Annotated in this window: 5 protein-coding genes; all 5 read right to left on the reverse strand. The window is 74.5% G+C overall.

Features of this window, described 5'->3' with window-relative positions; all coding sequences use genetic code 11:
* Position 1: 1 nt before the first annotated feature.
* The 5 genes from ccrA to KIK06_RS25805 all read right to left on the reverse strand — a co-directional run bounded on the left by ccrA (position 2) and on the right by KIK06_RS25805 (position 14,900).
* The gene (ccrA, locus tag KIK06_RS25770) at positions 2 to 1,369 is read right to left on the reverse strand and encodes a crotonyl-CoA carboxylase/reductase (RefSeq protein WP_017600726.1); all 1,368 of its coding nucleotides are present in this window, start codon (positions 1,367 to 1,369) and stop codon (positions 2 to 4) included.
* A gap of 10 nt (positions 1,370 to 1,379) precedes the next feature.
* Positions 1,380 to 3,383: an activator-dependent family glycosyltransferase gene (locus tag KIK06_RS29285; RefSeq protein ID WP_327084664.1), complete on the reverse strand. Its 2,004-nt coding sequence runs from the start codon at positions 3,381 to 3,383 to the stop codon at positions 1,380 to 1,382.
* Positions 3,384 to 3,430: 47 nt separating this feature from the next.
* Positions 3,431 to 4,567, reverse strand: a complete 1,137-nt coding sequence (locus KIK06_RS25785; RefSeq protein ID WP_268645471.1) for a hypothetical protein — start codon at positions 4,565 to 4,567, stop codon at positions 3,431 to 3,433.
* Complete coding sequence (locus tag KIK06_RS29290) at positions 4,564 to 10,134, reverse strand: type I polyketide synthase (RefSeq protein WP_327084665.1); 5,571 nt, start codon at positions 10,132 to 10,134, stop codon at positions 4,564 to 4,566. Before KIK06_RS29290 ends, KIK06_RS25785 begins: the two co-directional genes overlap by 4 nt.
* 77 nt (positions 10,135 to 10,211) lie before the next feature.
* The gene (locus tag KIK06_RS25805) at positions 10,212 to 14,900 is read right to left on the reverse strand and encodes a type I polyketide synthase (RefSeq protein ID WP_268645472.1); all 4,689 of its coding nucleotides are present in this window, start codon (positions 14,898 to 14,900) and stop codon (positions 10,212 to 10,214) included.
* Between the last annotated feature and the right edge of the window lie 18 nt (positions 14,901 to 14,918).

Here is a 14,918-nt window from a genome sequence, read left to right on the forward strand (position 1 = left end):
GTCACACTGCCACTTCTTCACGTGCCGCCGGTACCGTCCGGAAACGGTCGATCGCCGTCGCGTGGCGCGCCCGCGTCTCGTGGTCGGTGACCCCGAGCCCCTCCTCCGGGGCCAGGCACAACACCCCCACCTTGCCGTGGTGGAGGTTGTGGTGGACGTCGTAGGCGGCTTGGCCGGCCTCCGCCAAACGGTAGGTCCTGGACAGGGTGGGGTGGATCCTGCCCTTCATGATGAGCCGGTTGGCCTCCCACGCCTCCCGGTAGTTGGCGAAGTGGGTGCCGATGATGTTCTTCAGCGACATCCACAGGTAGCGGTTGTCGTACTGGTGTTGGTACCCGGAGGTCGAGGCGCAGGTCACCACCGTGCCGCCCTTGCGCGCGACGTAGACGCTGGCGCCGAAGGTCTCCCGCCCGGGGTGCTCGAAGACGATGTCGACGTCCTCCCCGCCGGTCAGTTCGCGGATGCGCTTGCCGAAGCGCTTCCACTCGCGCGGATCCTGGTTGTGCTCGTCCTTCCAGAACCGGTAGCCCTCGTCCCTGCGGTCGATGATCGCCTCGGCGCCCATGGCGCGGCAGATCTCGGCCTTCTCCGGGCTGGAGACCACGCAGACGGGGTTGGCCCCGCCCGACAGCACGAGCTGGGTCGCGTAGGAGCCCAGCCCGCCGCCCGCACCCCAGATGAGGACGTTGTCGCCCTGCTTCATCGCGGCCCCGTTGCGCGAGACGAGCTGCCGGTAGGCGGTGGAGTTGACCAGGCCGGGGGAGGCGGCCTCCTCCCAGCTCAGGTGCCGGGGTTTGGGCATCAGCTGGTTGGACTTGACCAGGGAGATCTCCGCGAGGCCGCCGAAGTTGGTCTCAAAGCCCCAGATGCGCTGCTCGGGGTCGAGCATCGTGTCGCCGTGCCCCTCGGCCGACTCCAGCTCCACGGACAGGCAGTGCGCGACCACCTCGTCGCCCGGCTTCCAGGCGTTGACCCCGGGCCCCGTGCGCAGGACGACGCCGGACAGGTCCGAACCGATGACGTGGTAGGGCAGGTCGTGGCGGGCGGCCGGGGCGGAGCGGCGGCCGTACCGTTCGAGGAAGGTGAAGGTCGGCAGCGGCTCGAAGATCGACGACCACACGGTGTTGTAGTTCACCGAGCTGGCCATGACCGCGATCAGCGCCTCGCCGGGGCCGAGTTCGGGCACCGGGACCTCGTCCAGGTGCATCGAGGTGCGCGGGTCCTTGTCCTTGGTGTCCAGGCCCTCGAACATGCCGACGTCCTCCCGGCGCAGCGTGACGGCGCGGTGGGACTCGGGCAACTCCAGCGCGGCGAACTCCTCGGCCGGGGGACGGTCGTCGGCGGTGATCGCCTCAAGGATGTGCTTCACGTGTGGCTCCTCACGTTCGGTGGACGGCCACGAACAGGCCCCGACCCGAGGGGCCGCCGGGAGTGAACTCCGCGGACAGGCCGGCCCTGGCGAAGGCGTGTTCGTACTGCTCTCGGGGGAAGAGCGTGATCCGATGGGTTTCCTCGTGGTGGCTGACTCCCGTCCCCGGCGCCGCGACGAGGTAGTGCACCTCGATCCGGGTGGCCCCGTCCTCGCGGGTGGAGTGGGAGACACGGGTGATGGTGGTGCCGTCGGCCTCGACGGTGCTCGCTCCGACGAAACCCGGGGTGAAGGCCTCGGGGAACCACCAGGGTTCGAGCACGACCACACCGCCCGGTTCGAGGTGGGCGGCGAACCGGGCGATCGCCTGGTCGAGCTCGCGCTGGTCGGCCATGTGCCCGATCGAGCTGAACATGCAGGTGATGGCGGAGAACCGGCGGGCGAGGGAGAAGTCGCGCATGTCACCCGGGTGCAGGACGGCGTCCGGGTTGCGGCGGCGGGCGATGGCGAGCATGTCCGGGGACAGTTCCAGGCCCTCCACGGTGGTGAAGTGCTCGGACAGGTGCCGTAGGTGCATACCGGTGCCGCAGGCCACGTCGAGCAGGCTGTCGGCCCCCGGGGCGTGTCTTCTGACCAGGTCGGCCAGGTCCGTCGACTCCCGGCCGTAGTCCTTGCCCTTGCCCTGGTGGACCAGGTCGTAGAGCTCGGCGGCGTCTCCGGTGTAGCCCAGGGGGCCGGAGGCGTCCTCACGTCGCTCGGCGACCAGGCGTTCGAGCGGGGACACGAGTTCGGCGGGTGTCGGCTGGGCGAGCATCTCCGAGCGCAGCTTCCGGGCGCTGTCCGCCATGTCCCGGTCCGACAGGGCGCGGGCCACGGCGTCGCGCAGCGTCCGCGCGTCCAGCTTCTCCGGGGGGATCGACACTGCGGCCCCCGCCTCCTGGAGCTGGAGCCCCTTGAGCGGGGCGTCCCACAGGGCGGCGACCACGACCTGCGGCACGCCGTGCAGGGTGGCGGTGAAGCACGTGCCCGCCCCGCCGTGGTGGACGACCGCCGAACAGGTCGGCAGGAGGGCGTCCATCGGCACGAAGTCGACCACCCGGACGTTGTCCGGCAGCGGTCCGGCGTCGGCCACCTGGCCGCTGTCCAGGGTGGCGACGATCTCGGCGTCGAGGTCGCCGAGCCCGGCCAGCAGCTCGCTCACCTGGACGGCGTCCCTCCCGTAGGTCTCCCGCGCGGACACGCCGAGGGTGAAGCACACCCGGGGGCGCTCGGGCTCGCGCACCACCCAGTCGGGCAGCACTGAGCGGCCGTTGTAGGGCACGAACCGGAAGGGGATCACCCGACCGTCCGACGGAAGACGCAGGCTCTCCGCCGTCGGGTCGAGTGTCGCGTGCCCGTGGAGCAGCTCCTCGACGACCGCCGCGTTCGCCGTGTGGCCGTGCCGCTCCAGCGTCCACCCCAACCACTCGGCGATGGGGTCCTCGCGTCGGGAGGGGGGCTGTTCGGCCGACAGCGCCAGGAACTGGCGCCGGGCGTTGCCGACGACGTCCGGTCCCCACAGCACCCGGGCGTGCGCGGCACCGCTGACGTGCGCGGCGATCGGTCCAGCGAACGTGAAGGGTTCCCAGACGACCAGGTCGGGACGCCAGGAGAGGGCCAGGGCGACGGTGTCGTCGATGGTCGCGTCGCTGTTGAGGGGAGAGAAGCACAGCGCCGACATGACCGTCTGCTGGCCGAGCGCGTGCTCGTGGGAGATCGGCCCGCCCCGGGTCTCGGCGAAGTCCAGGCCCTCCTGGTAGGGGCCGAGGTCGCCGCCGATCTCAGCGATCAGCTCCATGAGGGCCTCGTCGTCCCCCACGGGGACGGCGGTCAGCCCGGAGGCGGTGATCGCCTCGGTCAACGCGGGCGGGGCGGCCACCCGCACCTCGTGTCCGGCGGCCTTCAGCGCCCATCCGATCGGAACCAGGTTGTGGTAATGCGTGTTGTGCGCGAAGCACGTCAACAGCACGCGCATGGGTGCGTTCCTTCCTGCTCTGACCGGGCCCGCCGGTCCGGTCGCCGTCATCTGCCGTGCTCCGCGCCGGTCGGGTCGACCGGCAGCTCGCCGAACGCCCGCAGCACCGGGGACCGGCGCCTGCGCACGGCCGGACCGGCGGCGGCCGGTGCGGGCAGGCGCCGGACCAGGGCCCGCAGACCCGCCTCGGCCGCCGTCCGCACGAACGGACCGGCGGGGTGCGCGCCCGTGGACCACCCGACGGACACGGGGCCGCCGGACCGCGCGCGGCGCACGAGGTCGAACCCGCCGTCCGGGGTGTCGCCGGTGTCCCGGTTGGCGGCCGCGACGAGGACGACCAGCCGGGCTCCCGCGGACAGGTCCGCTCCGGCGATCCGTGTCGCCTCGCGGACCCGCCAACCCTCCAGGCGCACCGGCGGCGCCCAGTGGAGCGTCTCGGCGACGGCCGCGCCGGCCAGGTCGGGGTCGGCCGCCAGAGCGGCCCACAGCCCCGGCCGCTCCAGCAGCTCCGTCACCGTGTTGCACAGCAGCACCGCGGTCGGCTCGGCGGCCGCCACGGCCAGGGCACGGACCGCCGTCACCGTGTCGGAGTCCGTTCCCGGGACGCCCAGGGCCTCGGTGAGCACCGATCCCAGCTCGGTCTCCGCCGACACGCGCAGACGCTCGTCCGCCAGCGTCTGGGGGCACCACCGGGCGTCCAGGGCGTGGCGGCACCCCGTGAGGGCCGCCTCGAACGCCGGGCGGAGGGGCCCGGGCACGTCCAGCCACACCCCGACCATCCGGGCGGCCAGCCGCCGGGCGAGCGGGCCGAGGTCGAGGGTGCCGTCCGGGAGGTCGGCCAGCACCCCCTCGGCCGCGCCGAGGGCCCGGTCGGCGGGGAGCGCGGTCCCGGCCGCTCCGGCCCGGGCCTCGGCCCCGTCGCCGTGGGTGAGCGCGGTGAGGGCGTCGTCGGCCGCCACGGCCTCGGCGGTCCGGCGGCTGCCGGTCACCCAGGTGTCGAGCAGGGCGCTGTGGAACAGCGGCCCGTGTTCACGCACCCGCTCCTCGTGCGGCAGCGGGTCGGCCTCCCCGGCCCGCAGCACCAGGCCGTACGGGTCGCCCTGGCTGCCGGCGAACCACTGCGCCGCCCGATCCAGTTGGAGCCGCCGACCGGTGCGCGCCGATTCTCGTTCGACCGTCCTCACGGGTTCTTCCTCTCTCCTCGACGTCGTGTGGGGCCGGACACCCGACCCGGTTCCGGGCGGGCCAGGTCCGCGAGCCAGCCGCGGACGACCCGGGCGGTGGCGGGAGCGTGCTCGGCCATCATCGTGAAGTGGTTGCCGGGGACGTCGACGGTCGTGTGCGCCCACTCCCAGCGGGACCGCCAACCGTCACCCCCGCCGGGCCACCGGTCCATCGGCTCCGAGGCGCGCAGGTGCAGCACCGGGGCGCGGGTCGGTTCGGGCACCCAGTCCAGGAGCAACCGGTGGTACGCGCCCATGGCGGTCAGCCGGTTCTCCTCCAAGGGGACGTCCGAACGGCGCGTGGCCCACTCGACGATGCGGTCGCGCCAGACACCCATCGCGCCCGGTTCGGCGGGCGTGTAGACGTCCGCGAGCACCAGGCCGAGGGGGCCGCGCCCGCGCTCCTCCAAGTACCGGGCCAGGGCGTGGGCCATGTTGGCGCCCGCCGAGTGGCCGATCAGCACGAACGGCCGGTCACCCGCGCGGTCCGCCAGCGCCTCGGCCTGCGCCGCCAGCACCGCCGACAGCCCGCTCGGCACCGACTCCCCGGGCAGGAAGCCCGGTTGCGGCAGCGCGACCATTCCGCCGCCCCGCCCGGCGCCGTCCGCGGACCCCTCCAAAGCCCGGGCCAGAGCCGCGAACTCGGCTGGCCCGGAGACCGCGGCCGTGCCCGCGCACCCCACCAGGAGCGGGAGAGCGGACTCGGGTTCGTCCCGAGGGGAGCCCAGCCACACCGGGGTGACCGGCTGCTCCGCCGCCGTGGCGAAGGACGGGCGGAACCGGGAGGCCTCCGCCAACAGGTCGACCGCCTCCGCGACCCGGCCGGTGCGGGCGGCCTCGCGGTAGAGGGCGGCGAAGGACCCCTCCGACCCTCCGACCCCCGGCGGCCCGCCCGGGGACCGGGCGGCCTCCACCAGGTCGGCCAGGTGCTCGGCGAGCTCCGCCGGACGGTCCTTGTCGAACAGCAGACCGGTGGACAGCTCCACCCCGGTGGCGGCGGTCAGGGCACGGCGCAGCCGTACCGTGGCCAGGGAGTCGAACCCCATCTCCAGGAAGCGGCCGTCGGGCGACACCTCGGCGGGGTCAGCGAGCCCGAGCACCGCGGCCGCCCGCTCCCGCACCAGGTCGCGCAGGGTCGCGCGCAGCGCCTCCGGGGCGAGGCCGGTCAGGGCCGCCGCGGGCGCGCCCTCCCCGGCTCCGGCCCCGGTCGGCTCCTCGGCCGGGGCCCGCTCGGCGCGACCGCCGTCGGAGGACCGCCCGCGGACGAGCCCCGCCACCAGCGGGCTCGGCCGGAGCGCGGTGAACGCCTCCCCGAAGACGGGCCAGTCGGTGTCGGTGACGGTCAGGCAGGTCTCGTCCGAGGCGATGGCCGCGAACAGCAGGTCGAGCGCGCTCTCCGGATCCAGGGGACGCATCCCCCGCCGCCGCAGGTACTCCGCCCCCTCCTCGTCGGCGCCCATCCCGCCGCCGCCCCACACGCCCCAGGCGATCGAGGTGGCCGGGAGGCCGTCCGCCGCGCGCCGCCGCGCGACCGCGTCGAGTGCGGCGTTGGCGGCGGCGTAGGCGCCCTGCCCGGCGCTGCCCCACACCCCGGCTCCGGAGGCGAAGAGGACGAAGGCGTCCAGCTCGAGCGGGCGCGTCAGCTCGTCCAGGACCGCCGCCCCCTCGGCCTTGCCCGCGTACACCTCGGCGAAGTGGTCAGGACCGGTGCGCGCCAACGGGGTGACCTGCGGCAGGCCCGCGGCGTGGAAGACCGCCGTGAGCGGGCTGTCCGCCGGGACCTCGGCCAGGACGCGGGCGAGCCCCGCGCGGTCGGCGGCGTCGCACGCGGTGATCGTCACCTTGACGCCCAGAGCGAGGAGTTCGGCCTCCAACGCGGCGGCGCCCGGGGCGTCCGGTCCGCGGCGGCCGGTGAGCACCAGGTGCTCGGCTCCGGCCGCGGCGAGTCGGCGGGCGACCCGGGCGCCCAACGCCCCGAGCCCGCCGGTGACCAGCACCGTGCCGCGCGGCCGATACCCGGACCGCCCGGCGGCCTCGCTCCGCCGCGCCCTGGTCAGGCGCCGCCCCCATCCGGTCGCGTCGCGGACCGCGATCTGGTCCTCCGGGCCGCCGAGCCGTGCCGCGGCCGCCCGCCAGTCCGCCGGATCCGGTTCCGCCGGCAGGTCCACCAGTCCGCCCCACAGGTCGGGGTGTTCGAGCGCGGCGACCCGGCCCAGCCCCCACAGGGCCGCGCCCGCCGGGTCGGGGCGCTCGGGGTCCGTCACGGCGACCGCGCCGAGGGAGAGGCACCACAGGCGCACCCGGACCGGCCCGTCCGCCGCCGCCCGCGTCAGGGACAGCGTCGCCAGCACACCGGCGGGCACCCCGGCGAACCCGGGGTGGGGCCGGTCGTCCGCCGAGAGCAGCGACAGCACCCCGGCCTCCGCCTCCGGTGCGGCGCCGCACCGGCGCGCGGCCTCGGCGAAGGCGCGCAGGCGCTCGGCGAGGAACGCCTGATCCACGGCGGTCGCGTCCACCGGCAGCCCGACGACCTCGGCCCCGACCTCGGTCAGGGCGCGCTCGGCGTCGGCGAGGAGGCGCTCGCCCCGCCCCCCTTCCGGGTACACCACCAGCCAGCGCCGCGCACCGACGTCGCCCGGGGACGGCGGCCGCTCCCAGGAGACCCGGTACCGCCAGCCGTCGGTGTCGTGAGCCTTCCGCCCCGGCGCGAGCCAGTGGCGCCGGTGCTGGAAGGCGTAGCCGGGCAGGTCGACGTGGCGTGCGCCCCGCCACGGCCCCTCGGCGTACATCGCCTCCCAGTCCACCGGCGTGCCCCGGGTGTGCGCGGCGGCAGCGGCGGACAGCACCGACAGCGCCTGCGCGCCGTCCCCCGCGAACGCCGCGTCGCCCCGCGGCCCGCGCAGGGTCGGCAACAGCGCCACCCGGTCGTCCTCCAGGCACTCCTCGGCCATGCCGCACAGGACACCGTCCGGGCCGACCTCGACGAACGTGCGCGCTCCGAACGCGTGCGCCGCCCCGACGGCGTCGGCGAACCGCACCGGCTCCCGTACCTGGCGGACCCAGTACTCGGCCGTGCTCATCTCGCCGGGGCGGATCGGCCGCCCGGTGACGGTGGAGATGATCGGCAGGGTCGGCTCCCGGTAACGCAGGGCGGCGGCCACCGTCCGGAACCTGGCGAGCATGGGCTCCATCAGCGGGGAGTGGAAGGCGTGGCTGACCCGCAACCGCCGCGTGCTCCGCCCCCGCGCGGCCAGCTGGTCCGCGACCTCGGCGACCGCCTCCTCCGCCCCGGAGAGCACCACCGCCCCGGGGCCGTTGACCGCCGCGACGCACACGTCGTCCGCGCGGTCCGCCAGCAGCGCGCGGACCTCCTCCTCACCGGCGCGCACCGACACCATGGACCCGCCCGGGGGCAGCTCCTGCATCAGCCTGCCCCGGGCGGCCACCAGCGCGCAGGCGTCGTCGAGGTCGAACACCCCCGCCACGTGCGCGGCGGCCAGTTCGCCCACGGAGTGCCCGAGCAGCGTGTCGGGCCCCACCCCCCAGCTCTCCAGCAGCCGGAACATCGCCACCTCCACGGCGAACAACGCGGCCTGCGCGTACCGCGTCCGGTGCAGGAGCCCGGCCTCCGCGCTGTCGGGACCGGCAGCCAGCAAGGGGCCGAGCGGCCGGTCGAGCAGCGGGTCGAGCCGCCCGACCACCTCGGCCAGGGCCCGAGCGAAGACGGGGTGGGTCCGGCACGGTTCGTCGGTCATCCCGGCCCGTTGACTGCCCTGCCCGGTGAACAGGAACGCGGTCCGGGCGTCCCGGTCGCGGACCCCGCGTACCACTCCGGGGTGGGCGCGGTCCTCGGCCAGCGCCGTCAACGCCCCGGTCAACTCCGCCCGGTCCGTGCCGAGCAGCACCGCGCGGTGCTCGTGGTCGGCTCGCGTACCCGCCAGCGACAGGCCCACGTCCCGGGGGTCGGTGTCCGGGTCGGCGGCCAGGTGGGCCAGCAGCCGCCGGGCCTGGCCCCGCAGCGCCGCCCCGCCCCGGGCGGAGAGCGTCCAGGCCAGGGGGGCGCCGTCGGTCGTGGCGGGCCGCGGGGCCTCCTCCGCGCCGCCGTCCGGCGGTGTGACGGGGGCCTCCTCGACGAGGACGTGGGCGTTGGTCCCGCCGACCCCGAACGCGGACACCCCGGCGCGTCGGGGGCGGTCGCTCCGGGGCCAGGCGACCTCCTCGGTCAGCAGCCGGACGGTCCCTGCGGACCAGTCGACGTGTTCGGTGGGGGTGTCGGCGTGCAGCGTGCGGGGGAGGGCCTGGTGCCGCAGCGCCTGGACCATCTTGATCACCCCGCCGATCCCGGCGGCGGCCTGCGCGTGTCCGATGTTCGACTTGAGCGACCCCAGGCGCAACGGTCGGCCGGCGGGCCGGTCCGCGCCGTAGACGGCGTGCAGCGCGTGCGCCTCGATGGGGTCGCCCAGCGGTGTCCCGGTGCCGTGCGCTTCGACGGCGTCGACGTCGGCGGGGCGGAGCCCGGCGTCGTCGAGTGCCTGCCGGATGACCCGCTGCTGGGCGGGTCCGTTGGGTGCGGTCAGGCCGTTGCTCGCCCCGTCCTGGTTGACCGCCGAACCCCGCACGACGGCCAGGATCCGGCGTCCGTCGCGCCTGGCGGTCGAGAGCCGCTCCAGGACGAGCACGCCGACCCCCTCGGCCCATCCGGTCCCGTCGGCCCCCGCGCCGAACGCCTTGCACCGGCCGTCCGGGGCCAGCCCCCGCTGGCGGGAGAACTCCACGAACGCCGACGGGTCCGCCATCACCGCGACCCCGCCCGCCAGGGCGGTGCCGCACTCGCCGCGGCGCAGGGCCTGCACGGCCAGGTGCAGTGCCACCAATGACGACGAACAGGCCGTCTCCACGGTCATCGAGGGGCCCTCAAGGCCCAGCGTGTAGGAGATCCGACCCGACATGACCGCGTCGGCGCTACCGGTCAGCAGGTAACCCCGGGACTCCGCCGGGGCGGCCCCGGGGTCGGCGGCGTACGATCCGTGCGCCGCCCCGACGTACACCCCGGTGCGGCTGCCGCGCAGTGAGCGCGGATCCGTCCGCGCGTGCTCCAGGGCCTCCCAGGAGGTCTCCAGCAGCAGCCGCTGCTGGGGATCCATCACCAGGGCCTCACGCGGCGAGATCCCGAAGAAGGCGGCGTCGAAGTCGCCCGCCCCGTCGAGGAACCCGCCCTCACGGCAGTACGTGGTGTCCTCCGACTCCGGGTCGGGGTCGTACACCGAGGCCACGTCCCAACCCCGGTCGGTGGGGAAGGGGCCGACCGCGTCCCCGCCCCGGGCCACGAGGTCCCAGAGCCCGTCGGGGGAGGTGACGCCCCCGGGGTAGCGGCAGGCCATGCCGACGACGGCGATCGGTTCGCGGGCGGCCTCCTCCAACTCCCGGTTCCGTCGCCGGAGCCGCTCGGTCTCCCTGACCGAGGCCCGCAGCGCCTCCGTCAGCTTCTCGGTGGGTGTGGCCGTGGATCCCTCGGGGGGTGTGGCCATGATCTGCTCCTTACCTGGAACGCCGGACCGCGAACGGGTACGTGTGGGCGCGCCGCCCGCCTCCGGAACGGGGCCGGTCACCTGTCCGACCCCCCGAGCACCATCCGCACCAGCGCGTCACCGTCCAGGTCGTCGAGACCGTCCAGGGCCTCGGGGCCGTCCGGACGCTCCTCCCCGCCGTGCCCGTCGCCGCCGGGGCGCTCCGCGTCCGGCTCGGCGAGCCGCAGCAGGGGGTCGAGCAGCCCGGCCTCCCGCAGCCGTTCCAGCGGCACGTTCGCCAACGCCGCCCGCACCCGGGCCTCCTCCGGATCCGCGGGCCGACCATCGGCGGGAGCCATCAGCTCCGCCAGGTGGTCGGCCACGGCCGCGGCGGTCGGGTGGTCGAACACCAACGTCGGCGGGAGTTTGCGTCCGCAGGCCCGGCTCAGCCGCCCCGACAGCTCCACGGCGGTGACCGAACTGAACCCCAGGTCCTTGAAGGACTGGTCCGGGCCGACTTCCTCGGGGCCCGCGTGCCCGAGCACGAACGCGACGTCCCGGCGCACCGCGTCGAGCAGCCGTTCCCGGCGCTCCCGCGCGGGGGCGGCGGCGAGTGCGTCGGCCTCAGACGGTCCGCCCGCCTCCCCACCGGTCTGGGCAGCGGCCTCCGGACCGGCGAGTTCGCTGATGAGCGGGCTTGGCCGAAACGCGGTGAACCCGGTGGCGAACCGGGACCAGTCCACGTCAGCCACCACGACACAGGTGTCCGCCACCGCCTGGCGCAGCGCCGACAGGGCCTCCTCCGGCGCCATGACACCCAGCCCCCGACTGCTGAGGAAGTCCTCTCCGGCGCCCTCGCCCATGCCACCGCCACCCCACAGGCCCCAGGCGACCGACGTCGCGGGGAGTCCGGCGGCGCGGCGGCGCTCGGCCAGGGCGTCCAGCGCGGCGTTGGCGGCACCGTAGGCGCTCTGCCCGCCGCTGCCCCAGACGGCGGCGCCCGAGGAGTAGAGCACGAACGCGTCCAGCTCCAGCCCCAGCTCCCGGGTGACCTCGTCCAGGTGGCGCGCACCGGCCACCTTGCCCCCGTAGACCTCGGCCATCGTCGTCTCGTCCAGGGTCAGGAAGTCACCGGAGTGCGGGACGCCCGCCGTGTGGAAGACCGCGGTCGGCCGATGCTCGGCCAGGACGGCGCGGACGGCGGACCGGTCGGCCATGTCACAGCCGACGACCGTGACCGCCGTGCCTGAGGTGGACAGCCGCTCGACGAGGTCGACGGCCTCTGGGGCGTCGAGGCCGCGGCGGCTGGTGAGTACCAGGTGTTCGGCCCCGTGCTCCGCGAGCCAGTGGGCCAGATGCCCCCCGAGCGCCCCCGTCCCACCAGTGACCAGGACCGTGCCGCGCGGACTGTACCCGCGCCGCGCAGTGGCGGGGGAGGCCGGGGTGAGCCTGCGTCCGTACGCGCCCGAGGACCGGACTGCGACCTGGTCCTCCCCGGTCGAGGTGAGCGCGCGCGCCACCCGGGCCCACGCGCGCTCGTCCGGTTCCGGGGGCAGGTCGACGAGACCGCCCCACAGCGTGGGGTGTTCCAGAGCGATGGTCCGGCCGAGGCCCCAGACTTCGGCGCCCGCCGGTCGAGGGGTCTCGCCGGGGGAGACGGCGACCGCCCCGCGGGTGAGGGTCCACAGCCGGGCGGTGCACCCCGCGTCGAGGGCCGCCTGCGCGAGCAGGGTCGTTCCCAGGGTCGCCCGGTTCAGGTGGGGGGACCCGGGGAGCGGTCGTTCGTCGTCCGCGAGGAGGGAGAGCACGCCGTCCCACCGTCCCCCCAGCCGGACGGCGAGCCCGTCCCGGCCGGTGGTGAGGGGGTCGATCACCAGCGGCTCGACCCTCGCGCCGTGCTGGGCGAGCGCTGTGGCGGCCTGTTCGCCCCAGGCGCGGCCCTCGGCCGTCTCCGGGACGACGAGCAGCCAGTCTCCGTGGAGACCGGGACCGTTCGAGCGGTCGGGGAGTGGTTTCCAGGTGGTGCGGTAGCGCCAGGTGTCGGGTCCGGTGGTGGGTGTGGGTGTGTGGGTGGGTTGGGGGGTGAGCCAGTGGTGTTGGTGTTGGAAGGGGTAGGTGGGCAGGTCGGTGGTGTGGCCGGTGGGGGTGAGGTGGGTCCAGTCCAGGGGGGTGCCGTGGGTCCAGGTGGTGGCCAGGGAGGTGAGTAGGCGGGTGGGGGTGTCGTCGTCTCTGCGCAGGGTGCCGGTGGTGTGGGCTGTCAGGTCGTGTTGTTCGGCGGTGTGCTCGATGGCGTGGGTGAGGACGGGGTGGGCGCTGGCCTCGATGAAGCGGGTGTGGCCCTGTTCCAAGAGGGTGGTGACCGTCGAGGTGAACTGCACGGTCTGGCGCAGGTTGCGGTACCAGTACCCGGCGTCGAAGGAGGGGTTGTCCTCGACGGTGGAGTGGAACGGGATGCGCGGGGCCTTGGGGGTGATGTGGGCCAGGGCGGTGGTCAGCTCATCCTGGATGTGTTCGACGTGGCTGGTGTGGGAGGCGTAGTCGACGGGGATCTGGCGAGCCTGGATGTTCTGGTGGGTGCAGTGGGTGACGTAGTCGGTGACGGCGTCCAGATCCCCGGCCACGACGGTGGAGTGGGGGCTGTTGAGGGCGGCGATCTCCAACCGTCCGTTGTAGGCGGTGAGGTCGATGGCCTGGACGGGGAGGGGGATGGAGGCCATGCCTCCGTGTCCGGCCAGGTGGGTGGCGATGATGCGTGCTCGTTTGGCGACCACGGCGGCGCCGTCGTCGAGGGAGAGGGCTCCGGCGACGGTGGCGGCGGCGATTTCTCCTTGGGAGTGGCCGATGACGGCGTCCACACGTAGGCCGAGGGTGTGCCAGAGGTGGGCGAGGGAGACCATGACGGCCCAGGTGGCGGGTTGGACCACGTCGACCCGGTCCAACGACCGTCCCTCGGTGAGGGTTTCGATCAGGTCCCAGTCGGTGTGCGGGGCCAGGGCACGCGCGCACTCGTGGAGGTGTTGGGCGAAGGCGGGTTGGTCGGCCAGGAGGTGTGCGGCCATGCCGGTCCATTGGGTGCCTTGGCCGGGGAAGACCAGGACCTGTTTGCCGTCAGTGGTGGTGGTGTTGGTGACCACGGCGGGGTCGGGTTCGTCTGCGGCCAGGTGTCGTAGGTGGGTGGCCAGGTCTTGGGTGGTGTGGGCGAGGACGGTGGCGCGGTGGTCGAACACCGTGCGGTGGGCCATCGTGTGGGCGATGTCGCCCAACCCCATGGTGGGGTCGCGGTCGATGGCGTCGGCCAGCCGGGACGCAGCGTCGGTCAACGCCTTCGGGGTGCGACCCGACAACAACACAGGAACAGGCCCGGGGAGGTCGACACCGTCCACGGCCTGGTTGGTGTCCGGTGCCTGTTCGATGATCAGGTGGGCGTTGGTGCCGCTGACCCCGAACGAGGACACCGCCGCACGCCGTGGCCGATCGCTTTCGGGCCAGGACACCGGGTCGGTGAGCAGTGTGATCTCACCGTTGGCCCAGTCGACGTGGGTGGTGGGTTCGTCCGCGTGCAGGGTTTTGGGCAGTTGACCGTGGCGCAGGGCCTGGATCATCTTGATGACCCCGCCGACTCCGGCGGCGGCCTGGGTGTGCCCGATGTTGGACTTGAGCGATCCCAGGTAGAGGGGTTGCTGGGGGTCGCGGTCGTGTCCGTAGGTGGCCAGAAGGGCTTGGGCTTCGATGGGGTCGCCCAGGCGGGTGCCGGTGCCGTGCGCTTCCACGGCGTCCACGTCGGCGGGTCGGAGTCCGGCGTTGGCCAGGGCTTGGCGGATGACGCGTTGTTGGGCGGGGCCGTTGGGTGCGGTCAGGCCGTTGCTGGCGCCGTCCTGGTTGACCGCTGATCCTCGGATGACGGCCAGGACGGGGTGGCCGTTGCGTTGGGCGTCGGAGAGCCGCTCGACCAGCAGCATCCCGGCACCCTCACCGGGGCCGAAGCCGTCCGCCCCCTCCCCGAACGCCTTGCAACGCCCGTCGGGGGACAGACCGCGCTGGCGCGCGAACTGCACGAACACGGTCGGGGTCGCCATCACGGTCGCCCCTCCGGCCAGGGCGAGGTCGCATTCGCCCTGGCGGAGCGCCTGGGCGGCCATGTGCAACGCGGTCAGGGACGACGAGCACGCCGTGTCCACCGACACCGCCGGACCCTCGAACCCCAGCGTGTAGGAGATCCGACCCGAGGTGAAGCTGACGACCCCGCCCGCCAGAAGGTCCGCCTCCAGCGCGGCGGAGGGCGCGTGCACCCGGTCGGTGTAACCGCTGGACCAGGCGCCCACGTACACCCCCGTCCGGCTACCGCGCAGGGACCGCGGGTCGAACCCGCCGCTCTCCAGGGCCTCCCAGGAGGTCTCCAGCAGCAGTCGCTGCTGCGGGTCCATCGCGGTGGCCTCACGGGGTGAGATCCCGAAGAAACCCGCGTCGAAGGCGCCCGCCGCCTGGAGGAATCCCCCCTCCCGGCAGTAGGTGCGTCCCGCCGCGTCCGGGTCCGGGTCGTACAGTCCGTCGGTGTCCCATCCCCGGTCGGTGGGGAAGGGGGAGACGGCGTCCGTGCCGGAGGCGAGCAGGTCCCAGAACCGCTCGGGGGTGTCCGCGCCGCCGGGGTAGCGGCACGCCATACCGACGACGGCGATCGGTTCGCGTGCCCGGCCCCGTTCCTCCCTCAGCGCCTCCGAGGTCTCGTGCAGTTTCGTCGTCGCCCGCTTCAGGTAGGTGCGGAGCTGCTGCTCGTTCGCGTTGGCCATGTGTTCTCACCCGTACTG

The organism is Nocardiopsis sp. EMB25, from assembly GCF_026797795.1.
Lineage (GTDB): Bacteria > Actinomycetota > Actinomycetes > Streptosporangiales > Streptosporangiaceae > Nocardiopsis > Nocardiopsis lucentensis.

Coding starts and splice junctions, on each gene's coding strand:
- KIK06_RS29285 (WP_327084664.1), bottom strand. CDS start 3,383: ATGCGCGTGCTGTTGACGTGCTTCGCGCACAACACGCATTACCACAAC.
- KIK06_RS29290 (WP_327084665.1), bottom strand. CDS start 10,134: ATGGCCACACCCCCCGAGGGATCCACGGCCACACCCACCGAGAAGCTG.
- KIK06_RS25805 (WP_268645472.1), bottom strand. CDS start 14,900: ATGGCCAACGCGAACGAGCAGCAGCTCCGCACCTACCTGAAGCGGGCG.